We start from the raw sequence: 20,653 nt of genomic DNA, 5'->3' as shown, positions 1-20,653 counted from the left end.
GCCCTACCCCTGCGGGGGTAGGCTTCGCGTCCGGGGGCTGCCAGAGGGACAGGATTCGCCCGCGGCCGAGAGCGTGCCGCATGCCGTGGATCGCTGCGGGTGCCGCTCCTGTCCGATCCGTACGGAGGGGCTGACGATCACGTGAACCTGCGCGACAAGCTGCGCGGCCTGCTGGTCAGGCTGTACGCGCGCCGGGTGGAAGGCCACCTGGACCCCGCTCAGGTGCCCAAGCACATCGGCGTCATCATGGATGGCAACCGCCGTTGGGCGAAGGCCTCCGGTTCCAGCACCGTCCACGGCCACCGGGCCGGCGCGGACAAGATCGGGGAGTTCCTCGGCTGGTGCACCGAGACCGACGTCAAGGTCGTCACGCTCTGGCTGCTGTCGACGGACAACTTCGACCGGCCGGAGGAAGAACTCGTCCCGCTCCTCGGCATCATCGAGGACGTCGTGCGCACCCTCGCCGCCGACGGCCGCTGGCAGGTGCACCATGTCGGCACGCCCGACCTGCTGCCGTCCGGGATGCAGACCACGCTCAAGGAGGCCGAGGAGGCCACCGCGCAGGTCGACGGCATAGTGGTCAACGTCGCCATCGGGTACGGCGGTCGCCAGGAGATCGCCGACGCGGTGCGCTCCATGATGCTCGAGGCCCACGAGAAGGGCACCTCGATGGAGGAGCTCGCCGAGGCCGTCGACGTCGACATGATCGGGCGTCACCTCTACACCAAGGCCCAGCCCGACCCGGACCTCGTCATCCGTACGAGTGGCGAACAGCGGCTGTCCGGATTCATGCTCTGGCAGACCGCTCACGCGGAGTACTACTTCTGCGAGGTCTTCTGGCCGGCCTTCCGCAAGGTCGACTTCCTGCGGGCCCTGCGTGACTACGCCGCTCGCCACCGGCGTTTCGGCGGCTGAGGCCGTCCCCGCGTAACGGGGAGTTCATCGGGGCGCCGTCGTACGGTCTGGCATGACGGCGATTGTTCGAGGGCATAACTCAGACAGGTCGACGCCCGAACCACGGGTGTCGGATCTCAGCGGGCGGCCCGGGGCCGTCCGCCCGGGAGGCCCTTTGCACCAGCCCGACCGTGCGGTCACGGCACGGACGAAGCAGCGGAGGGCCGGTTCTCGGCCCGTGCATCGGCGCCGTCGACCGGTCCAGCTCCGCTCCGTCGCTCCCCGACCTCTTCCGAGGGGGTACGTCCTTCCGTGGTGACCAGCACACAGCGCCACAAGCCCGACCGGCGCACCTATGTCATCGACACCAGCGTTCTGCTGGCCGACCCCAACGCCCTGAGCCGCTTCGACGAGCACGAGGTCGTGCTTCCCGTCGTCGTGGTGACGGAGTTGGAGGCCAAGCGGAACCATCCCGAACTCGGCTACTTCGCCCGGCAGGCGCTGCGCCTGCTCGACGACTACCGGGTGAGGTACGGCCGTCTCGACGCTCCCCTTCCGATCGGGGACCTCGGCGGAACCCTGCGTGTCGAGCTCAACCACTCGGACCCCAGCGTGCTGCCCAGTGGCTACCGCCTGGGGGACAACGACTCCCGCATCCTCGCGGTCGCCCGCAACCTGCAGGCCGAGGGATTCGACGTCACCGTGGTGTCGAAGGACCTCCCGCTCAGGATCAAGGCGTCCTCCGTGGGCCTCCTCGCCGAGGAGTACCGTGCGGAGCTCGCCGTCACGGACGCCTCCGGCTGGACCGGGATGTCCGAACTGAACCTGCCCGCCGAGCAGGTGGACGTCCTCTTCGAGGAGGGGCACATCTACGTGCCCGAAGCGGCCGACCTGCCCGTGCACACGGGGCTGACCATCCAGTCCGAGCGGGGCAAGGCCCTCGGCCGGGTCACGCCCGAGGGCAACGTCCGTCTGGTGCGCGGCGACCGGGAGGCGTTCGGCATCAAGGGCCGGAGCGCCGAGCAGCGGATCGCGCTCGACCTGCTGCTCGACCCGGACGTGGGGATCCTGTCCCTGGGCGGCCGGGCCGGCACCGGCAAGTCGGCGCTGGCGCTGTGCGCGGGCCTGGAGGCGGTGCTGGAGCGCCGGCAGCACCAGAAGGTGATGGTCTTCCGCCCGCTGTACGCGGTGGGCGGGCAGGAGCTCGGTTATCTGCCCGGCAGCGAGGCCGAGAAGATGAGCCCCTGGGCGCAGGCCGTCTTCGACACGCTGTCGGCGGTCACCAGCCGTGAGGTCATCGAGGAGGTCACCGCGCGCGGCATGCTGGAGGTACTGCCGCTCACGCACATCCGGGGCCGCTCGCTGCACGACGCGTTCGTGATCGTCGACGAGGCGCAGTCACTGGAACGGAACGTACTGCTGACCGTTCTGTCCCGGATCGGCGCCAACTCGCGGGTCGTCCTGACCCACGACGTCGCCCAGCGGGACAACCTCCGGGTGGGCCGGTACGACGGTGTGGTCGCCGTCGTCGAGAAGCTGAAGGGACATCCGCTCTTCGCGCACGTGACCCTGAACCGGTCCGAGAGGTCCCAGATCGCCGCCCTTGTGACCGAAATGCTGGAGGACGGGCAGCTCTGATACGTCCGCTCCTGATATGAACCTGATCCGACCCTGATGGGCCGTCCGGGTTCTATCGGGCATGTCGGGGTCTATCGGGCCCATTGGGGCGATAGGGCGGGAGAGTCCTTCAAGGGGCCCTGTGGGGCAGGTGGGCCCTTTCGCTCCTGTCTCCGAACGGGGTTCGACAGCACGGCAGTTGACGCCGCCCGGAAAGGCGAAGAGCCTAGCCGGGCGGCGTTGGCGCGCGTGCGGCTTTCCAGGAATCTCCAGGGACAAACGAGATGTGAGCTTTCACACGCGTGATGGAATTGCCTCGCGCCTCCGGATTACGGCAGAGTCTCACTCCTGTCAGGCCCCGCATGCGACACAGCCTTACCCCCAGCGGCAAGGCACCACACAGGCACCAGCGCCAACTGCATAGCGTCGTCGTATGCCGCCCGAGCACCACGCGGCGCTCCCGTTCGGGAGTTGCCCACCGGGCCCGTGCCTCCCGTGACCCGAGTTGGGGAGGCCAGTGTCAGGGGCACGATTGCGTCCGCGAGGGTCACCGAAGCGGTCGATGCTGGAAGGAAACCGTGTGAGCCGGATTTCGGTCCGGGGATTCGCAGTGGCCTCGGCCACGGCGGTCACCGCTGTCGGAAGCGTCGTCGGTGTCGCGTCGGGCAGTACCGCGCAGACCAACGACGACCTTGAGATGACGGCAGCCGGCACCACGCTGCTCGCGGACATCCCCGCGGGCCAGCAGGCCCAGGTGCAGACCGCCTCCCTGACGCAGCAGGCCGAAACCATGGCCATCGCCGCGGACACGAGTGCCAAGAAGGACGCGGAGGAGGCAGCCCGCAAGGCCGCCGCCGAGACCGCGATCGCCAAGAAGCAGGAAGCCGCCGAGCAGGCGGCCAAGGAAGCCCAGGCCGCGAAGGAGGCCAAGGAGCGCGCGGAGGCCGAGAAGGCCGCCAGCCGTTCCAAGGCGGCGTCCGCCTCCGCCTCCGACTTCGCGGTCCAGAGCTCGTACACCGTCGCCCAGGTCCAGGCGATGGCCCGGCAGATGATTCCGGCCGACCAGTTCCAGTGCTTCAGCAACATCGTGCAGCACGAGTCCACCTGGAACTACAAGGCCATGAACCCCTCCTCCGGTGCCTACGGTCTCGTACAGGCGCTGCCGGGCTCCAAGATGGCCTCGGCCGGCGCCGACTGGCAGACCAACCCGGCCACCCAGATCAAGTGGGGCCTCAACTACATGAACGACCGCTACAAAAGCCCCTGCGGCGCCTGGTCGTTCTGGCAGGCCAACCACTGGTACTAGGACTTCCGGATCGTGCCGGACCCATCGTCCCGCGGTCCCGCTCAACCTGGGCAGAGCCCCACACCGTCCTCAAGGTGTGGGGCTTTCGCCATGTACGGTCGGAGCGACGACTCCAGGGGGAGTGGTGGTGCGAAACGGGGGCAAGGGGCGGTTCATGTCACGAGTGCCAGGATGGCTCGGCCGGGCCGGAGCCCGACTGACCGAAGTGAGCAGGCGGTTGGAAGAGCGCCGCGCCGAGATGGAACGGGAGAGCCGGGACACTCCGGAGCACGCCGAGGCGATCGAGCCGATCGAACCGGCCGCCGCACCCGTCGACCGGGCCCCCGCGCTGCCGGACGGCCACACCCCCGCAGCCGGTTCCGGGCATGCTTCTGCTCCGGTTCATGTCATGCCCTCCCGTCCGGACCCCGCCCAGGCCGTGCCGTGGGGCGTACGGGTCGCCGCCGAGGCCGGCTGGCGCCTGCTGGTGCTCGCGGGCACGGTCTGGGTGCTCATGCGGGTCATCGGCGCCGTCCAACTGGTGGTGCTGGCCTTCGTCTCCGCGCTGCTGATCACGGCGCTGCTGCAGCCGACGGTGGCCTGGCTGCGGCGGCTCGGGCTGCCGCGCGGCCCGGCCACGGCGCTGACCGCACTGTTCGGGTTCGTCGTCATCGGCCTCATAGGCTGGTTCGTGACCTGGCAGGTCATGGAGAACATCGACCACCTCTCCGACCAGATCCAGGACGGCATCGACGAGCTGCGCAACTGGCTGCTCAACAGCCCCTTCCACGTCACCGACAAGCAGATCAACGAGATCGCCAAGAGCCTGCGTGAGGCGGTCGGCGCCAACACCGAGCAGATCACCTCGGCGGGCCTGGAGGGCGTGACCGTCGTCGTCGAGGCGCTCACCGGCATCCTGCTCGCGGTCTTCTCGACGCTGTTCCTGCTCTACGACGGCAAGCGCATCTGGGAGTGGACGCTGAAGCTGGTGCCCGCCGCCGCCCGCCCGGGTGTCGCCGGTGCGGGGCCGGCCGCGTGGCGGACGCTGACGGCGTATGTGCGCGGCACGGTGGTAGTGGCGCTGATCGACGCGATCTTCATCGGCCTCGGCATCTACTTCCTGGACGTGCCGATGGCGGTGCCGCTCGCCGTCTTCATCTTCCTGTTCGCCTTCATCCCGCTCGTCGGCGCGGTGGTGTCGGGGGCGCTGGCCGTCGTCGTCGCGCTGGTCACCCAGGGCGTGTTCACGGCGGTCATGACGCTGGTGGTGGTCCTGGCGGTGCAGCAGATCGAGGGCCACATCCTCCAGCCGTTCATCCTGGGCCGCGCGGTGCGCGTCCATCCGCTCGCGGTGGTGCTGGCGGTCGCGACCGGCGGGATGGTGGCCGGGATCGGCGGTGCGGTGGTCGCCGTACCGCTGGTCGCGGTGACGAACACCGTCGTGGGCTATCTGCGCGCGTACTCGCAGGAGGCGGCCGTACGTCTCGCCCCCAGGCCCCGGGGCGCCACGGCGGTTTCGGCGGCCATGAGCCACCACGGGCCGCCGGTGCCCCCGGTACCGCGGGTGCCCCCGGTACCTCCGGAGCAGCCGGCCTCGCCGGGGCCGGTCCCGCCGGAGGACACACGGGGGTAGTGCGGGAGCGGTAAGGGGCCGGTGCACGACAGCGGGCCCGGTCACCGTCGTGGTGATCGGGCCCGCTGCGGATGAGGAGGGTGGGTCCGCGGGGTTACGGAGTTACTCCGAGAGAACCGCCTCCGCGTCCAGCGTGGCGGCGACGGCCTGGACCACCGCGGCGATCTTGAACGCCTCCTGGATGACCTCGCGTTCGACGCCGGCCTTGCGCAGGACCTGCTCGTGGGAGTCGAGGCACTGTCCGCAGCCGTTGATCGCGGACACCGCGAACGACCAGAACTCGAAGTCGACCTTGTCGACGCCCGGGTTGCCGATGACGTTCATCCGCAGGCCGGCGCGGAGCGTGCCGTACTCGTCGTCCGACAGCAGGTGGCGGGTGCGGTAGAAGACGTTGTTCATCGCCATCACCGCGGCGGCGGCCTTCGCCGCCGTGTACGCCTCGGGCGACAGGTTCGCCTTCGCCTCGGGCTCCAGCTCGCGCAGCACGATGGCCGAGCGCGAGGCGATCGCGGTCGACAGCACCGTGCCCCACAGCTGCTGGGCGGGAAGGTCGGAGTTGCCGATGACCGAGCCCAGGTTGAGCTTCAGGTCCTTGGCGTAGTCCGGGAGGCGGGACTTGAGGGAGTCGAGCGACATGTCAGGTCACTCCCCGGCCAGCAGCGCGACCGGGTCCAGGGTCTCGTCGCCCTTGGACCAGTTGCACGGGCAGAGCTCGTCGGTCTGCAGGGCGTCCAGGACCCGCAGGACCTCCTTGGGGTTACGGCCGACGGAGCCGGCGGTCACCATGGTGAACTGGATCTCGTTGTTCTGGTCCACGATGAACACGGCGCGCTTGGCGAAACCGTCCTCGCCCTCGATGCCGAGGTCGCGCATCAACTCGTGCTTGGAGTCCGCCATCATCGGGAACGGCAGGTCGCGCAGGTCGTCGTGGTCCTTGCGCCAAGCGTGGTGGACGAACTCCGAGTCACCGGAGAAGCCGAGGATCTGGGCGTCACGGTCGGCGAACTCGTCGTTCAGCTTGCCGAAGGCGGCGATCTCGGTCGGGCACACGAAGGTGAAGTCCTTGGGCCACGCAAAGATGATCTTCCACTTGCCCTCGTAGGTCTTGTGGTTGATCGTGTCGAACTCCTTGCCCTTCTCCAGCGAGACGCAGGCCGTCAGTTCGAACTCGGGGAACTTGTCACCAACAGTGAGCACAGGCTCTCCTTGCAGCGAGGAAACACCCGGATTGCAGGGGTTTCCCATGGGTTGGACATGATTGATGTTGGCACAGGGTGCATTGATTAGTGAAATAGCTACAATCGGTCAGGTTGATCGGAGGGACCTATGAGTGACCGTGGGTAATCGGCGCAGACGGCAGCCCAGCCTGGCGCAGCTGCGCGCGTTCTCCGCGGTGGCCGAGCATCTGCATTTCCGGGACGCCGCCGCGGCCATCGGGATGAGCCAGCCCGCGCTGTCGGGGGCTGTGTCGGCATTGGAGGAGACACTGGGTGTCACCCTCGTGGAGCGTACGACGCGCAAGGTGCTGCTCTCGCCCGCCGGTGAGCGCCTCTCGGTGCGGGCCAAGGCGGTGCTGGAGGACGTCGGGGCTCTGATCGAGGAGGCGGAGGCGCTGCGGGCACCGTTCACCGGGGTGTTCCGGCTCGGGGTGATCCCGACGGTGGCGCCGTATCTGCTGCCCACCGTCCTGCGGCAGGTCCGCGTCCGCTATCCGCACCTCGACCTCCAGGTGCACGAGGAGCAGACCGCGAGCCTGCTGGAGGGGCTGGCCGAGGGCCGGCTGGACCTGCTGCTCCTCGCCGTGTCGCCCCCGGCGGCGAAGGAGTCCCCGGCGGCGAGTGCGTCTCCGGCAGCGGTGCCTTCTCCGACCGCGAGCGGGTCCGGGCGGAGGTACTCGTACGGGGCGCCGGGCGTGACCGAAATGCCGCTGTTCGACGAGGACTTCGTGCTCGTCACACCGCCGGACCACCCGCTCGGCGGCCGGGTGCGGCTTCCCCGTGCGGTCCTGCGCGAGCTGAACCTGCTGCTGCTCGACGAGGGGCACTGCCTGCGCGACCAGGCCCTCGACATCTGCCGCGAGGCGGGCCGCGCCGGAGTCGCGGCCACCACGACGGCGGCGGGACTGTCCACGCTGGTGCAACTGGTGGCGGGCGGCCTCGGCGTGACCCTGCTGCCCCGTACCGCCGTCGAGGTCGAGACCAGCCGTGCCGGCCGCCTGCGCACCGCGTGCTTCACCGACCCGGCCCCCTCCCGCCGTATCGCCCTCGCCATGCGCACGGGCGCGGCCCGCGCCGCGGAGTACGAGGAACTGGCGGCGGCCCTCCGGGAGGCGATGGCGGACCTGCCGGTACGGATCGTCCCGGACGCCGCCTGACCACCGCCCCCGCCCCGTGGTGCGGGGCGGGGGCGGGTCGGGTCACTCCGTGCGGAGGCCGTCCGGGCGCATCATGCGCAGCAGGGGCGGCAGGCTCAGCAGGGTCACCGCCAGGACGACGCCCGCACCGATGCCGGTCATCTGGAACAGGCTCGCCCAGTCCACCCGTACCGGTGTCCTGGCCATCCGCAGCAGGACCGCGCCCAGCGCCACGCCCACCGTCGCGGCCAGCGCCAGCCCCAGGCCGATCGGGACGGCCGTCTGCCACAGCACCGACAGGCTCAGCGTGCGCCGCCGGGTGCCGAAGGCGACCAGCGCCGACAGCAGCTTGCGGCGTTCGCGCAACTGCTCCAGCTGGGAGACCAGCAGGCTCGCCCCGATCAGCACCAGGACGCAGACGGCGCCGACGAACAGGCCGGTACGGATGGTCTCGTAACGGCTGGAGCGCTCGGTCGTCTGCCATGCCATCGGCTCGGTCAACGGGTCGAGCGCGGCGGCCGTGTTGCGTATGTGCTCGCGGGCGTACGGCACCGATTCGTCGACCGCGACGTAGAGATTGCCGGAGACCGCGCTCGCCACCTCCGCCGGCACCGCGCCCGGGGTCATCAGGAAGCCGCCGCGTTCGTCGCCCACCGGGTCCGGGATCGACCGGCCCTGCTTCACACCCTCCGGGACGGTCCAGACGACGTCCTCACCGTAGCCCGAGGGGTCGGCGGGGTCGGGCACCTCCAGGTACAGCTTCTGGCCCGGCCTGTTCAGCGCCGGGGTATCGGTGTCGTACTTGCCGGACAGCGAGAACACATCGCCGTCACGGCAGGAGGGGAGCTCCGCCACCATGCGCAGGTTCGCGCAGTCGGCGACGGTCAGGCTGGTGATACGTTCCGGCTGCTGATGCCAGGACGCGTCGCCGAAGTAGCCCTCGGACAGCGCGTAGACGTGCCGTACCCCTTCGGTGTCCGTCAACTTCTGTGCTGCCGGGGCGAGTTCCACGCCCCGCAGTACGTCTATCTGCATCTGGACCCGTGACACGTCGTGCCCGGTGGCCTCGGTGTAGTCGTCCTCGACGCCGGCGAACAGCATCTGCAGCGCGATCGCCCCGGCCACCGCCACCGCGATGCCGTTGACCATGCGGGCCGCCGTGCCGCTGCTCAACTGCAGTCGCCGCACCGCCAGTTGCCAGGAGACGCTGCCCTTGCCGAGCCGGGCGACGACCGTCTCCACGACCCACGGCAGCAGCGCGGTGACTCCGATGAGCAGCAGCAGGACGCCGCCGACGACCAGGTACTGGTTGAACTCCCCCTCGTCCCGGCCCTGTCCGACCATGGGGTAGAGCATCGCGATCCCGGCCAGCGGCAGCAGCAGCCGCCACCACAGTCGGCGCCGAACCGGGCGCGCCGTGCGCACCACGCCCAGCGGTTCGATGACGACCCCGCGCAGCGCGAGCAGGGTCACCAGCACCGCGGCGGCCGGAACCGCCACCGCGACCAGCAGCGCCAGCAGCGGCGAGGGGTTCAGATAGCTCGGGAACACGCTGACGCCGAACACCTCGAAGGAGGCAGCGACCTCGCGTCCGATCAGGAAGAAGACCGTACCGAGCACCAGCCCGAGCAGTGACCCGGCAAGCGCCTCGCCCGCCGCGATCCGCCGGGTGGCCGCGGCGTCGGAGCCGACCAGCCGCAGCGCCGCCAGCCTGCGGTCGCGCCGCTCGCCGCCGAACCGTACGGCGGTCGCGATGAACACGGCGACCGGTGTCAGCAGCACCACGAAGACGACCAGGACCAGCAGCATGAGTACCGGGTCGAGTTCCTCGGGGGTGATCTGCTCGGGTGAGCCGAGTGCGGTGAGGCGTACCGTGCCCGAACCGATCCGGTCCGCGAGGTCCGCGCCGCCGGCGTAGTAGGCGAGTTCCTGGGAACCGATGAGTCCCTGCTCGCCGATGGTCCCCACGATGTCGTAGGGCAGCCGCTCGCGCAGCAGCCGTGCGTCGTCCGAGGCGAGGAACTCCTTCAGGGCGGGGGAGACGACCATGTCACCGGCTGCCGGGAACTCCGTCAGGCCCGGCGGCAGCGGCGCCTTCGGACCCTCCGGCTCCAGTACCCGGCCGCGGACCCCCCGGTCCCGGAACTGGGTGTCGACACGCGCGACGAGCAGGGTGTTGTCGGCGCCGGACTCGGCCATCTGGCTGGTGAAGGGCCAGTCGAGGCGCGCCTCCTCCCGCCGGTCCCGCTCCGCCAGCGCGCCGGGCAGGGCGGTGGTGAGCAGCAGCAGCGCCACTCCGAGGCCGACGCCGACGCCGGTGAGCAGGGCTCGGACCCATCCTTCCCGTCCGCCGGCCAGGGCGAACCGCAGGCCCATGCCCAGGTCCCGGGCCACGGCACGGAGCTTCGACTCGGCGCGGGCCGCGGGGACGGCGGGGGCGGTGCGGGCCCGCTCCTCGGTCTCGTTCATACGGCGTGCTCCATGTCCCGGGACTTCCCGTCGCGCACGACGATCTCGCGGTCGGAGTACGCGGCCACCCGTGCCTCGTGCGTGACGAGGACGACGGCGGCGTTGGTGGACCGGGCGGCGTCGGTGAGCAGTTCCATCACGCGCTCGCCGTTGAGCGAGTCCAGCGCGCCGGTCGGCTCGTCGGCGAACAGCACCCGCGGGCCGGTGACCAGCGACCTGGCCACGGCGACCCGCTGGCCCTGACCGCCGGAGACCTCACCGGGCCGCTTCCCGCGCACGTCGTCCACCTCGAGGCGCTCGAGCCAGGACAGGGCGGCCCGCTCGGCCTCCTTGCGGGGCGTGCCGTTCAGCCGCATCGGCAGGGCGACGTTCTCCACGCAGGTCAGCTCCGGCACGAGCTGGCCGAACTGGAAGACGAAGCCGAACTCCGAGCGCCTGAGCCTGCTGCGCTCGGAGTCGTTCATCGCGGTCAGTTCGCGCCCGTCGTACGTGATGGAGCCGGAGTCGGGGGTGACGATCCCGGCGAGGCAGTGCAGCAGGGTCGACTTGCCCGACCCGGAGGGGCCCATCACGGCGACGACCTCGCCGGGATGGATGGAGAACCCGGCGCCGTCCAGCGCGGTGGTCGGTCCGTACGCCTTGCGCAGGTCCCGGGCGGCGAGCAGGGATCCGGCGGGGATCGTCATCGGGTGACCGCCTCACGGAGCTTGTCGAGGCGCGCCGCGGTGAGCTCCAGCCAGCGCAGATCGGCCTCGAGGTGGAAAAGGGCGTGGTCGCAGATGAGCTGGTCGGCCAGGTCGCCCTGGCGTTTGCGCTCGGTGAGGACGCGCATGCCGCGCAGATGCTCGGAACGTTGCGTGTCGAGGATGTCGGCGGCGTCGCGGCTGGTGAGCAGCGCGAGGACCACCTTGGTGTAGAGCGTCGACTGGAGGTACGGCTCCGGCTTCTCCGGTGTGGCGAGCCAGCGCGCGACGTCGGTGACGCCGGCCTCGGTGATCGCGTACCGCTTGCGTTCGGGGCCGTCGCCGGCCTCGATGCCGTCGACTTCGACGAGCCCGTTCTTCAGCAGGCGGGACATCGTCGAGTAGACCTGGCCGTAGTGCAGCGGCCGGTCGTGACCGAACGTCGCGTCGAAGGCCCGCTTCAGGTCGTAACCGTGGCGGGGGCCGGACTCCAGGAGCCCGAGAAGGGTGTGACCGATGGACATGCGGGGGACTCTACACACGGTGTATACGCTCCGTGTATACATCGCGTGTGCAGAGCGCCGGGGAGGGTACGGGGAGGGAGTGGAAGCCCAGGTGGGGGCCCATTGTCACGGTTCTGTCACCGGGGTGCCGTGGGCGCCGGGGCCCGGGCGGGGTGTCACCCGGGCTTGGGCGAGTCGCCGGGGGGTTGGGCCGGTGGGCGGCCCCGGCGGGGGAGGGGGCCCGCCTCGCCGGGGAGGCGGCCCGCCTCCGCGAGGGCGCGGCGCAGCAGGAACTCGATCTGCGCGTTGGCCGAGCGCAGCTCGTCGTTGGCCCACCGCGCCAGCGCCTCGTACACCAGCGGGTCCAGCCGCAGCAGCACCTGCTTGCGCTGCTGCTGCGGCCTGCGCCGAGGGGCCTTGCCCTCGGGGGGGTCGGAGGGGGTGGTCACTGGTAGAGGGATCCCGTGTTGAGGACCGGCTGCGCGGCGCGGTCGCCGCAGAGCACCACCATCAGGTTGGACACCATCGCGGCCTTGCGCTCGGGGTCCAGTTCCACGATGTCGTGCTCGGTGAGCCGGGCCAGCGCCGTCTCGACCATGCCCACGGCGCCCTCCACGATCAGCTGCCGGGCCGCCACGACCGCGCCCGCCTGCTGCCGCTGGAGCATCGCCGAGGCGATCTCGGGCGCGTAGGCGAGGTGGGTGAAGCGGGACTCGATGATCTCGACGCCGGCCGCCTCCACCCGGGCGCGCAGCTCGACCGCGAGCTTCTCGGTGATCTCCTCGGCGTTGCCGCGCAGTGAGAGGCCGCCCTCCTCGTGGGCGTCGTAGGGGTACTCGATGGCGATGTGCCGGACGGCGGCCTCGGTCTGGGTCGAGACGAACTCGACGTAGTCGTCCACCTCGAAGGTGGCCTGCGCGGTGTCCTCCACCCGCCACACCACGACCGAGGCGAGCTCGATGGGGTTGCCGTAGGCGTCGTTCACCTTGAGGACCGCGGTCTCGTGGTTGCGTACGCGGGTCGAGATCTTGGTGCGCGAGGTGAAGGGGTTCACCCAGCGCAGGCCGTCCTGCCGGATCGTGCCCCGGTACCGCCCGAAGAGCTGGACCACGCGGGCCTCGCCCGGCGCCACCATGTTCAGCCCGCACATCGCGAGGAACGCGACCATGGCGATCAGGATGCCGCTGACGATCAGCAGGGCCTTCAGTCCGTCCCCGGTGACCGCCGTGGCGCTGACGGCCAGTCCGACGCCGAGCAGCAGTCCGGCCAGTCCGAGTATCAGGGCCAGCCCGCCGCCGATGCTGTGTGCCGCCTTCTCCCGTACGCGTGGTGCCGGCATCTCCGGCACCACGGCCGTGACCTGCGCGTCATGTGTGGACATGGGTGATCCCCCGCCTTTCGGGGCGCCCGCCGCGCGACCTTCGCGCCGCTAGCGCCTGCCTATCTAAGTGATATCACTTTAACGGATCGCGGCAACCTTGACCACCGTTCGCACGTCGGTTCCAGTGGGGCGGGTGCTGATTGTCACGTCCGTAAAGACCGGATCGGCGGCCGTTTGTCATACCTCCCGGTGTTAGCTTGCGGAGTTGACCAGAGCGACGAACCCGTGTGGCAGTAGCGCACACACGAACGAAGCGGAGCAGAGCGGACCCATGGGACGAGCGGAAGAACGACGCGCACGACAGCGCGGGGGGCACCGTGTGGCATCCGGGGGCCGTTCGTCGGGCGGGCAGGGCCGGGGCCGGATACGCCGCCTGTTCACCTGGAAGAAGATCCTCGGCACCTTCTTCGGGCTCTGCCTGCTCGGCATGGGCGCCTTCATCGTGCTGTACATGGTGATCGACATCCCCGAGGGGAACGCCGACGCCCAGGAGCAGAGCAACGTCTACAAGTACGGCGACGGCTCGATCATGGCCCGCGACGGCAAGGTCAACCGTGAGGTCGTCGAGCTGGCACAGGTTCCCAAGCCGGTCCAGCAGGCCTTCGTCGCCGCCGAGAACAAGACGTTCTACAAGGACGCCGGCGTCGACCTCAAGGGCACCGCGCGCGGCGTGCTGAACACCATCTCCGGCAAGGGCGCGCAGGGCGGTTCGACGATCACCCAGCAGTACGTGAAGAACTACTACCTGACCCAGGACCAGACGGTCTCCCGCAAGCTCAAGGAACTCGTCATCTCCCTGAAGCTGGACCAGGAGAAGTCCAAGGACTACATCCTCGCCGGCTACATGAACACCAGCTACTACGGCCGGGGCGCCTACGGTGTCCAGGCCGCCGCGCAGGCCTACTACGGCGTCGACAGCGAGGACCTCTCGGTCGAGCAGGGCGCCTACCTCGCCGCGCTCCTCCAGGCGCCGAGCCAGTACGACTGGGCGGTGGCCTCGGAGACCGGCAAGAAGCTGGTCAAGAACCGCTGGAACTACGTGCTGGACAACATGGTCGGGCAGGGCTGGCTGGACGGCTCCGAGCGGTCCGGCATGGAGTTCCCGGTGCCACAGGACCCCAAGGGCAACCCGGGCATGGCGGGCCAGACCGGCTACCTGGTGGAGGCGGCCAACAACGCCCTGAAGCGGCAGCTGGTCGCCGAGGGCGCCGTCGAGGACGCCAAGCAGGCCGACGCCCTGGTGGACCTCGGCGGCTGGACCATCACGCTCAACATCGACAAGAAGAAGCAGGCGGCGCTGGAGAAGGCGGTCAAGACCCAGCTCACCGACAAGCTGGATCCGAAGGAACGCGAGGTCGACGCCGACGTCCAGGCCGGTGCCGTGTCCGTGGACGCGAAGACGGGCGCGGTCGTGGCGATGTACGGCGGTGTGGACTACCTCAAGCACTACACGAACAACGCCACCCGCGCCGACTACCAGCCCGCCTCCACCTTCAAGCCGGTGATCCTGGCCGCCGCGCTCGAGGAGCAGGCCGAGACCCAGGACGGCGAGCCGATCACGGCCAACACCGTCTACGACGGCACCAGCAAGCGCCCCGTCGAGGAGAACGGCAGGGAGGTCGGGTTCGCCCCGGAGAACCAGGGCGACGTCGACTACGGCGACATCACCGTCCAGACGGCCACGAACAAGTCCGTCAACTCCGTCTTCGCGCAGATGGGCGTCGACATCGGGATGGAGAAGGTGATGCAGACCGCCGGCGAGCTCGGCATGGACGTCGAGAAGCTGGAGGCGGTGCCCGCCCAGACCCTGGGCTCCATGGGCGCGAGCCCGCTGGACATGGCCGGCGTCTACGCCACCCTCGACAACCACGGCAAGAAGACCACCCCGACGATCCTCAAGTCGGCGGAGCACCTCGACCGCACCGTCACCGTCCCGGACGCGGTCGGCGAGCAGGTCATCGGCCGTGAGGCCGCCGACACCGTGACCTCGGTCCTGACCGGCGTGGTCGACGACGGCACGGCCCGCGCGGCCGTGCGGGACCATCCGCTGCGCGGCGGCCAGCAGGTGGCCGGCAAGACCGGCACCTCCGACAACAACAAGTCGGCGTGGTTCGCCGGCTACACCCCCGACCTGGTCACCGCGGTCGGCCTGTTCGGCGAGGACGACAAGCGCCCGCACCCGCAGGTCGAGATGTACGGCGCGGGCGGCCAGGACCGGGTCAACGGCGGTGGCTTCCCGGCGCAGATCTGGTCCGCGTACACCTTCGGCGTGATGGAGAAGACCAGCAGGTTCGACCTGGAGACCAGCCAGGGGGCGGCCGTCAAGCCGCCTCCGTCGCCGTCGTCCTCCACCCCGACGCCGTCGGACACGCCGACCGAGGAGCCGACGACCGAGGCGCCCACCACCGAGCCCCCGACCGAGGAGCCGACGACCGAGGCGCCCACCACCGAGCCCCCGACCGAGGAGCCGACGACCGAGGCGCCGACGCCTCCGCCCTTCACCCCGCCGACGATCGAGCCCCCGGAGGACCCGGGCAAGCCGACGGACCGCGCGGAGGAGTAGACGGGGCGACGAAGAGGGGTGGGGCGCCCGGTGACAACACCGGGCGCCCCACCCCTCTTCGTGCCGTACGGCCGCCGTGGTTCAGCCGCTGTGCTCAGCCGCCGTGGTTCAGTTCGAACCACACCACCTTGCCCGTGCTCAGCCGGGTCGCGCCCCAGCGCCGGGCCAGCCGGTTGACCAGGTACAGGCCGCGTCCGCCCTCGTCCGTGGCACGCGCCTGCCGGAGCCGGGGCAGCTGCGGCACGTCGTCACCGACCTCGCAGCGCAGTACGTCCGTACGCAGCAGCCGCAGCGTGACCGGCCGGGAGGCGTACCGCACCGCGTTGGTCACCACCTCGCTGACCAGCAGCTCCACCGAATCGGTCAGCTCCTCCAGGCCCCACCGGGACAGCGCCTTGCGGGCCAGCCGGCGGGCCCGGCCGGGAGCGGCGTCCTCCGGCTCCAGGAACCAGTACGCCACGTCGCTCGGCGCGATCCCGTCGAAGCGGGCGGCGAGCAGCGCGATGTCGTCGTCCCGGTCGCCCGGACCGAGCATGTCGAGCACCTCGTCGCACAGCGCCTCCAGCGGCGGCGGATGATCCGGGCCGGTCAGCTGCGCGGTCGCGGCGAGCTTGTCGCGCAACTGGTCGATGCCGGTCCACACGTCCCGCAGCCGCGACTCGACCAGCCCGTCGGTGTAGAGCAGCAGCGTCGCCCCGGCGGGCGCCTCCAGCTCCACGGCCTCGAAGTCCACGCCGCCGACCCCGATCGGGGCGCCCGCGGGCACCCGCAGCACCTCGGCCCGGCCGCCCAGGGGCAGCAGAATGGGCGGCGGGTGACCGGCGTTGGCGATGGTGATGCGGTGCGCGACCGGGTCGTACACCGCGTACAGACAGGTCGCCATGCGGTCCGCGCCGAGCCGCTGCGCCTGCTCGTCCAGGTGGTGCAGCACCTCCTGCGGGGGCAGGTCGAGCCCGGCCAGGGTCTGGGCGGTGGTGCGCAGTTGGCCCATGATCGCGGCGGAGGTCATGGAGTGCCCCATGACGTCGCCGACCACCAGCGCGACCCTGCTGCCGGGCAGCGGGATGGCGTCGTACCAGTCACCGCCCACCCGCGCGGTCTCCGCGGCCGGCAGGTAACGGGAGGCCAGCCGCACACCGGTGCAGCGCGGCAGGTTCTCCGGCAGCATGGTGCGCTGGAGCTCGTCGGCGATGTACGCCTCCCGCCCGTACAGCACCGCCTTGTCGATGCCGAGGGCGCTGTGCGTGGCGAGTTGGGCGGCGACCAGCAGGTCGTCGGCCTCGAAGGCGGTGCGCTCGGGGCCGCGCAGGAACAGGGCCGCGCCGATGACCCGGCGCCGGCCGCGCAGCGGCGCGAGGATCGCCCGCTGCCCGTCGGGCACGGCCGCCCCGCCCTCCTTGCCGAGGAGTTCGGGCAGCGCGGCCCGGGCGGCGGGCGCGTCCGTGAACACCGGCCGTACGCCGCGCAGCACTTCGGCGAGCGCGCTGCCGGGCCGCACCGTGCACCGCTCCGCGCCGACCGAGTCCAGCGCGGACGGCTCGGGCGGGAGGGCCGGCACGAACCCGTTCTCGGTGTCGCGGGCGGCCGGGATCCGGTCGCTGCGGCGCAGCCGCAGCACCAGCGGACCGGTGGGCCGCTCGTCGCCGACCGGCAGCGGCTCGCGCAGATAGACCAGGATCGTGTCGGCGAAGGTGGGCACGGTGGCCCGGCACAGCCCCATGACGATCTCTTCGAGATCGATACCGCGGGCGATCCGCCGGGTCGCGGCGCCGACGAACCTCAGCCGGTCCCCGTCCCGTCGCATCGGCGTGGGCCGCCCGGGCGCCGTCACCTGCCCGGTGCGACGCTCCGAACCGCCGGGAAGCCGCGCGGAGCGGTCCTGCGACGGGAGGTTCTGGGCCGGCTCGTCCGGTGCGTCGGGCTTGTGGCCCTGTTCTCCGGGGGTTCCGGGTACTCCGGGTTTTCCGGGTTCTCCGGCCGGCTGGAGCGGGATGCCCTCGGGCGCGGGCCGGGGCCGGTGCGCGTCCGGCCCGGCGTCCTGCCCGGCGCCCGGCTGGGAGTGCTCGGCGCCGGGGCCGCCCGCCGGGCCCGCCGCTGACGACGATGTCACACCCGGCCCGTGGGCCGGTGTCGAGGCGGGCAGGAGCGCCCCGCGGGCATCCGCGGGGGTGGCGCCCGGTTCCGGGCGCTCGTAGGAGGTCGGCTGCTCCGTCACGCGTGTCGAGTCCATCCGTCCGGGGCCATGTCCCTGTCCTCGCAGTACTCGTGGTCCTCGTAGCACTCGTTGTACTCGCATTCCCGCCTGCCCCGCGGGTGCGAGGGCAGGGACGTACGCCGTGCGCGCGGTACGTCCCGCCGGAACTCCGATACCCGGATCGTGTGTCCCCGGAACGGAATTCCCGCGTGGTCAGAGGTTGTTCCTGTGCCGCCTGCCGGCCGTTCCCGGCCCGCACGGGTGGTGCCGTACCCCTCGCTCACGTCCTGCCGCCCCTCGGTGACGTCCGGTCAAGCCCGGAGCGGGTCAAGGAAGTTGCTGCCGCTCCGTGCCTTGCGGAGGACGATCCTACGTTTCTTGCCCCGGGGTGCATCAAGAGTCTCATGACGACAGATGCGCGGGAGTGCGGTCCCAGTCCGGTGGCAGTGACGGTACCGTCCAGGCCGGATCCGGGCGCCAGTTCTGCCAGCCGTCCGAGAACGGCGCACCCCACCGGGCGATCACGTCCACCGCGTCCCGGCCGGCCTTGCGCACCCTTTGGGCCAGGGCGGCGTCCACGAGCCCGTCCCGCTGGGCCTGCGCGAACTCGTCCTCGTCACGCCAGTGCCAACTGCGGTCAGGGTGAACGGAGATGTCCAGGAAGTGGTCCTCGGAGTCCACCCCGCCCGCCCAACGGGCCAGCGGATCCTCCAGGTTCACGTACCAGTTCTTGAACCGCCAGCCAGAATCCCAGAACAACCACACCGACCAGGGGTCGCCGGGCCGGGCCAGTTTCAGCACACCGGTCCCGGACCAGCGGTCACGCCGCACCGTACGGGGCTTGGTGTACCGGGTCGGGAGGGGTTCCCGGTGCACGGGCGTACCGTCGGCGAGCACCGGCTTCACGCACTCGGTGCCGGGCGCCATCCACACGGCGAGCAGTTCGGGATCGTCGCGTACGACCGTGACGGGGCGCGCGATGTGAATGTGCGCGCCGCCGTTCTCCCGGTAACGCCACAGCACCTGCGTCCCGGGCGCCCAGTGCCCCCCGGGGCCGCCGAGGCCCTTTGGGGTGCTCGCCGCGGCGCCCGCCGCCCCGTCCCCGTGCCGTGGGCCGCCCGCTTTCCCGCGTCCTGCCGCTCCGCCCTCTGTCATCAGGTCTCTCCGTGGATGCCCCCGCCGTGCAGCGGGAGTTGGGTGAATTGGGTGGTAGGGTCGGGCTTCGCCCGGTTGGCGAAAACCAAGTCAGTCGGGTCTACCGCCGGGCTGGCGGGATGTCAGGTCCGTGGAGCCGGCGCAAGACCGATGGCTGGCACACCAGCCCCTGCCGTTTGTTCGGGTCGGCTGCTGTCGATGAAGCAGAAAGCTCAACCCGTGAGGGCTGAATCCCCCTGCTTCGGCTGGGAGAGATGTCAAGGGCAGATATTAGGTGCCCACGGCACCCGGTGCTGCGGCCCCGTCACGGTTCACCCATGCGGCAGAGCAGGGACGTGACGGGGGCACACATCTGAGCCGCACGGTTTCAGGGGCGCGTCATCCGCAGGACGTCCAGGGCCTCGTCCAACTGCTCCAGGGTGAGGTCGCCGCGCTCGACGTACCCGCTCTCCAGGACCACCTGGCGGATGGTCCTCCGCTCCGCCAGCGCCTTCTTGGCGACCTTCGCGGCCTCCTCGTAGCCGATGTACCTGTTGAGCGGGGTGACCACGGAGGGGGAGGACTCGGCGTACTCGCGGGCCCGCTCGCGGTCGGCGACGATCCCGTCGACGGTACGGTCGGCGAGCAGCCGGGAGGCGTTGGCGAGCAGCCGGATCGACTCCAGGGTGTTCTTCGCGATGACCGGCAGCATCACGTTGAGCTCGAAGTTGCCGGAGGCGCCCGCGGTGGCGACCGCCGCGTCGTTGCCCATGACCTGTGCGCAGACCATGAGGACGGCCTCCGGGACGACCGGGTTGACCTTGCCGGGCATGATCGAGGAGCCGGGCTGCAGATCGGGCAGGGCGATCTCGGCGAGGCCGGTGCGGGGACCGGAGGCCATCCAGCGCAGATCGTTGGCGATCTTCGTCAGCCCGACGGCGATCGTGCGCAGCTGACCGCTGGTCTCCACGATCCCGTCCCGGGCGCCCTGCGCCTCGAAGTGGTCGCGGGCCTCGGTCAGCGGCAGCCCGGTGACCCGGGCGACCTCCTCGATGACGGCGGCCGAGAACCCGGGCGGGGTGTTGATGCCGGTGCCGACGGCGGTCCCGCCGAGGGGCAGTTCGGCCAGCCGGGGCAGGGAGGCGCGCAGCCGCTCCACCCCGTACCGCATCTGGGCGGCGTACCCGCCGAACTCCTGCCCCAGGGTCACGGGCGTGGCGTCCATGAGGTGCGTCCGCCCGGACTTCACCACGTCGGCGAACTCCTCGGCCTTGCGCTCCAGCGAGGCCGCGAGGTGCTCCAGGGCCGGCACGAGGTCCCGGGTGACGGCGGCGGTGGCGGCGATGTGGATCGAGGACGGGAAGACGTCGTTGGACGACTGGGAGGCGTTGACGTGGTCGTTGGGGTGCACGGCCCGCCCGAGCCGCTCGGTCGCCAGGGTGGCGATGACCTCGTTGGTGTTCATGTTGGACGAGGTGCCCGAGCCCGTCTGGAACACGTCGACCGGGAAGTGCTCGTCCCAGGTGCCCTCGGCGACCTCACCGGCCGCCGCGCCGATCGCCTCGGCGATGTCCTCGTCCAGCACCCCGAGGTCCGCGTTCACCTTCGCGGCGGCGCCCTTGATCCGGGCGAGGGCCTCGATGTGGGCGCGTTCGATGCGCTGCCCGGAGACGGGGAAGTTCTCCACGGCCCGCTGTGTCTGCGCCCGCCACTTGGCGTCGGCCGGTACCTTCACCTCCCCCATGGAGTCGTGCTCGATGCGGTAGTGCCGGTTGTCGTCCGTGGTCGTCATCGTCGTACCTCCGAAGGTCACAGCAGTGGTGCGGGCCGGGGGTATTCCTGCCGGCCCCTTGCCAGCATCGCGCGCGGGTACCCGGAACGGACTCCGCCCCGCCGCGAGGGGGCGGCGGGGCGGAGTACCGCGTGGAGGTCGGCGCCGACCAG

Annotated in this window: 16 protein-coding genes; 6 read left to right on the top strand and 10 right to left on the bottom strand. The window is 70.9% G+C overall.

Going from position 1 to position 20,653, the window contains the following annotated elements; translation table 11 throughout:
• Window positions 1-141 precede the first annotated feature (141 nt).
• The 4 genes from AC6F7H_RS08250 to AC6F7H_RS08235 all read left to right on the top strand — a co-directional run bounded on the left by AC6F7H_RS08250 (window position 142) and on the right by AC6F7H_RS08235 (window position 5,429).
• Window positions 142-915 (top strand): isoprenyl transferase, encoded by a 774-nt coding sequence (locus tag AC6F7H_RS08250; RefSeq protein ID WP_500756196.1) that lies wholly within the window; start codon window positions 142-144, stop codon window positions 913-915.
• 291 nt (window positions 916-1,206) lie between these two features.
• Window positions 1,207-2,532, top strand: coding sequence for an RNA 5'-3' helicase PhoH2 (gene phoH2 / locus AC6F7H_RS08245; protein ID WP_500756195.1), 1,326 nt, complete (start codon window positions 1,207-1,209; stop codon window positions 2,530-2,532).
• A gap of 559 nt (window positions 2,533-3,091) precedes the next feature.
• Window positions 3,092-3,817, top strand: a complete 726-nt coding sequence (locus tag AC6F7H_RS08240) for an aggregation-promoting factor C-terminal-like domain-containing protein (RefSeq protein ID WP_500756194.1) — start codon at window positions 3,092-3,094, stop codon at window positions 3,815-3,817.
• Window positions 3,818-3,971: 154 nt separating this feature from the next.
• The gene (locus AC6F7H_RS08235) at window positions 3,972-5,429 is read left to right on the top strand and encodes an AI-2E family transporter (protein WP_500756192.1); all 1,458 of its coding nucleotides are present in this window, start codon (window positions 3,972-3,974) and stop codon (window positions 5,427-5,429) included.
• Between the two features lie 102 nt (window positions 5,430-5,531).
• Here AC6F7H_RS08235 and AC6F7H_RS08230 read toward each other — a convergent pair whose 3' ends face one another.
• Window positions 5,532-6,065 carry an alkyl hydroperoxide reductase gene (locus AC6F7H_RS08230; RefSeq protein WP_363036425.1) on the bottom strand — a complete coding sequence of 178 codons (534 nt, stop codon included), beginning with the start codon at window positions 6,063-6,065 and terminating at the stop codon, window positions 5,532-5,534.
• Between the two features lie 6 nt (window positions 6,066-6,071).
• Entirely contained in the window at window positions 6,072-6,626 is a 555-nt protein-coding gene (locus AC6F7H_RS08225) for a peroxiredoxin (protein ID WP_109376779.1), read from the bottom strand.
• Between the two features lie 133 nt (window positions 6,627-6,759).
• On the opposite strand from AC6F7H_RS08225, the gene AC6F7H_RS08220 reads away from it, so the two are divergent.
• Window positions 6,760-7,803, top strand: a complete 1,044-nt coding sequence (locus AC6F7H_RS08220; RefSeq protein ID WP_500756190.1) for a LysR substrate-binding domain-containing protein — start codon at window positions 6,760-6,762, stop codon at window positions 7,801-7,803.
• 42 nt (window positions 7,804-7,845) lie between these two features.
• On the opposite strand, the gene AC6F7H_RS08215 is transcribed toward AC6F7H_RS08220, so the two are convergent.
• The 5 genes from AC6F7H_RS08215 to AC6F7H_RS08195 form a co-directional block, all read right to left on the bottom strand.
• Complete coding sequence (locus AC6F7H_RS08215; RefSeq protein WP_500761711.1) at window positions 7,846-10,158, bottom strand: ABC transporter permease; 2,313 nt, start codon at window positions 10,156-10,158, stop codon at window positions 7,846-7,848.
• Window positions 10,159-10,247: 89 nt separating this feature from the next.
• Complete coding sequence (locus tag AC6F7H_RS08210; protein ID WP_500756189.1) at window positions 10,248-10,937, bottom strand: ABC transporter ATP-binding protein; 690 nt, start codon at window positions 10,935-10,937, stop codon at window positions 10,248-10,250.
• Window positions 10,934-11,458 carry a PadR family transcriptional regulator gene (locus tag AC6F7H_RS08205; protein ID WP_109376783.1) on the bottom strand — a complete coding sequence of 175 codons (525 nt, stop codon included), beginning with the start codon at window positions 11,456-11,458 and terminating at the stop codon, window positions 10,934-10,936. The genes AC6F7H_RS08210 and AC6F7H_RS08205 overlap by 4 nt, the downstream gene beginning before the upstream one ends.
• 155 nt (window positions 11,459-11,613) lie before the next feature.
• Complete coding sequence (locus AC6F7H_RS08200) at window positions 11,614-11,886, bottom strand: type II toxin-antitoxin system antitoxin (RefSeq protein WP_500756188.1); 273 nt, start codon at window positions 11,884-11,886, stop codon at window positions 11,614-11,616.
• The gene (locus tag AC6F7H_RS08195) at window positions 11,883-12,818 is read right to left on the bottom strand and encodes an SPFH domain-containing protein (RefSeq protein ID WP_500756186.1); all 936 of its coding nucleotides are present in this window, start codon (window positions 12,816-12,818) and stop codon (window positions 11,883-11,885) included. Before AC6F7H_RS08195 ends, AC6F7H_RS08200 begins: the two co-directional genes overlap by 4 nt.
• Before the next feature lie 271 nt (window positions 12,819-13,089).
• Here AC6F7H_RS08195 and AC6F7H_RS08190 point away from each other — a divergent pair, with 271 nt between their 5' ends.
• Window positions 13,090-15,381, top strand: a complete 2,292-nt coding sequence (locus AC6F7H_RS08190; RefSeq protein ID WP_500756185.1) for a transglycosylase domain-containing protein — start codon at window positions 13,090-13,092, stop codon at window positions 15,379-15,381.
• Between the two features lie 94 nt (window positions 15,382-15,475).
• Here the strand turns inward: AC6F7H_RS08190 and AC6F7H_RS08185 are convergent, their stop codons facing one another.
• The 3 genes from AC6F7H_RS08185 to AC6F7H_RS08175 form a co-directional block, all read right to left on the bottom strand.
• Window positions 15,476-17,611 (bottom strand): ATP-binding SpoIIE family protein phosphatase, encoded by a 2,136-nt coding sequence (locus AC6F7H_RS08185; RefSeq protein ID WP_500756184.1) that lies wholly within the window; start codon window positions 17,609-17,611, stop codon window positions 15,476-15,478.
• A 366-nt stretch (window positions 17,612-17,977) separates the two neighbouring features.
• Entirely contained in the window at window positions 17,978-18,730 is a 753-nt protein-coding gene (gene fomD, locus AC6F7H_RS08180) for a cytidylyl-2-hydroxypropylphosphonate hydrolase (RefSeq protein ID WP_500756183.1), read from the bottom strand.
• 367 nt (window positions 18,731-19,097) lie between these two features.
• On the bottom strand, window positions 19,098-20,501 hold the full coding sequence (locus tag AC6F7H_RS08175) for a class II fumarate hydratase (RefSeq protein ID WP_109376787.1): 1,404 nt from the start codon (window positions 20,499-20,501) through the stop codon (window positions 19,098-19,100).
• Between the last annotated feature and the right edge of the window lie 152 nt (window positions 20,502-20,653).

Source organism: Streptomyces sp. MMS24-W38 (assembly GCF_059889265.1).
This window is presented reverse-complemented; position numbering and strand designations above follow the sequence as displayed.

Excerpts from the sequence above, each read along its gene's own strand:
- AC6F7H_RS08235 (WP_500756192.1), top strand. The coding sequence starts at position 3,972 with ATGTCACGAGTGCCAGGATGGCTCGGCCGGGCCGGAGCCCGACTGACC.
- AC6F7H_RS08230 (WP_363036425.1), bottom strand. The coding sequence starts at position 6,065 with ATGTCGCTCGACTCCCTCAAGTCCCGCCTCCCGGACTACGCCAAGGAC.
- AC6F7H_RS08215 (WP_500761711.1), bottom strand. The coding sequence starts at position 10,158 with ATGGGCCTGCGGTTCGCCCTGGCCGGCGGACGGGAAGGATGGGTCCGA.
- AC6F7H_RS08210 (WP_500756189.1), bottom strand. The coding sequence starts at position 10,937 with ATGACGATCCCCGCCGGATCCCTGCTCGCCGCCCGGGACCTGCGCAAG.
- AC6F7H_RS08205 (WP_109376783.1), bottom strand. The coding sequence starts at position 11,458 with ATGTCCATCGGTCACACCCTTCTCGGGCTCCTGGAGTCCGGCCCCCGC.
- AC6F7H_RS08195 (WP_500756186.1), bottom strand. The coding sequence starts at position 12,818 with ATGTCCACACATGACGCGCAGGTCACGGCCGTGGTGCCGGAGATGCCG.
- AC6F7H_RS08190 (WP_500756185.1), top strand. The coding sequence starts at position 13,090 with ATGGGACGAGCGGAAGAACGACGCGCACGACAGCGCGGGGGGCACCGT.
- AC6F7H_RS08185 (WP_500756184.1), bottom strand. The coding sequence starts at position 17,611 with ATGGACTCGACACGCGTGACGGAGCAGCCGACCTCCTACGAGCGCCCG.
- fomD (WP_500756183.1), bottom strand. The coding sequence starts at position 18,730 with ATGACAGAGGGCGGAGCGGCAGGACGCGGGAAAGCGGGCGGCCCACGG.
- AC6F7H_RS08175 (WP_109376787.1), bottom strand. The coding sequence starts at position 20,501 with ATGACGACCACGGACGACAACCGGCACTACCGCATCGAGCACGACTCC.